This window comes from Bradyrhizobium huanghuaihaiense (assembly GCF_007830635.1).
GTDB lineage: Bacteria > Pseudomonadota > Alphaproteobacteria > Rhizobiales > Xanthobacteraceae > Bradyrhizobium > Bradyrhizobium huanghuaihaiense.
This window is the reverse complement of the sequence record NZ_VLLA01000099.1, coordinates 1-1101: the sequence shown is the minus strand read 5'-3', so window position 1 is coordinate 1101 and position 1101 is coordinate 1. Positions and strand designations below refer to the sequence as shown.

2 protein-coding genes are annotated in these 1101 nt (G+C 56.9%); one reads left to right on the top strand and one right to left on the bottom strand.

Features of this window, described 5'->3' with window-relative positions; genetic code table 11:
• Positions 1-181: hypothetical protein (locus IQ16_RS46415; protein WP_208751675.1), on the bottom strand; the 181-nt coding region annotated here is incomplete at its 3' end.
• A 32-nt stretch (positions 182-213) separates the two neighbouring features.
• Between IQ16_RS46415 and IQ16_RS44970 the strand changes: the two genes are divergently transcribed.
• On the top strand, positions 214-978 hold the full coding sequence (locus tag IQ16_RS44970; protein ID WP_014498598.1) for an IS5 family transposase: 765 nt from the start codon (positions 214-216) through the stop codon (positions 976-978).
• Positions 979-1101: the final 123 nt, after the last annotated feature.

The window sequence follows — 1101 nt, the reverse complement described above, 5'->3', positions numbered from 1 at the left end:
AGAGAATGCTCCAATCAAAGGCCGGATACATTGATGCAAGACCACTCACCACCTGATCGACGAACCTCTTGCTACGCACGGCCGGACCATACATTGGGTCAGGAACGACAAAACTCAAGGTGAGCATAATCGGTCGGCTTTCGAGTGCATAGCGACCAGTTGAGCCCGACAGCCGAGCCATGATTCAAGCCACACAACGGAAGGGGCCGAATCATGCGCTACGAACTCACGGACTATGAGTGGTCCGTCATTAAGCCGATGTTGCCGAATAAGTCGCGCGGCGTGCCGCGGGTGAATGACCGTCGTGTCCTCAACGGCATCTTCTGGGTCTTGCGATCCGGAGCGCCATGGCGCGACCTGCCAGAAAACTTCGGTCCGTACACCACTTGCTACAATCGATTCGTTCGCTGGCGACGGGCCGGCGTGTGGGCCAAGCTCATGAGCGCACTGGCCGGCGCCCATGATGCTGCCGTGCAGATGATCGACACTTCCATTGTTCGCGTACATCAACATGGGGCCTGCATCACAAGAAACTGGCGTCAATCGATGGGAAGGTCACGCGGCGGTCTGACGAGCAAAATCCACGCGGTGGTCGACAGCAATGGTCTACCGGTACAACTTGCGTTGAGTCCTGGCGAGGCGCACGACGTTCGACTTGCCGGTAAACTGCTCTCTCGTTTGAGATCCGGATCAATGCTGCTCGCCGACCGCGGCTACGACGCTGACTGGATCAGGGAGCTTGCCATGAAAAAGGGCGCATGGGCCAATATCCCGCCGAAAAGCAATCGGACCGATCCGATCTGCTTCAGCCCGTATCTCTACCGCGCCCGCAACCGCGTCGAGCGGTTCTTCAACAGGATCAAACAATGCCGTCGGGTGGCGACGCGCTACGACAGGCTTGCTGGAAACTACCTTGCCTTCATCCAACTTGCATCTATCCGGCTATGGCTCGCCGCTCGTTATGAGTCCGCGCCCTAGTCACATGAATCTAAAGTTCGCCATATAAAGTCTGCTGGGCTTTGTGGCAAAAGCGTTTGACGGAAGCCAAGATCTGGTCTGCGGACTTGGTCCATTTGAAGGGCTTCGGGTTGTTGTTGTGCA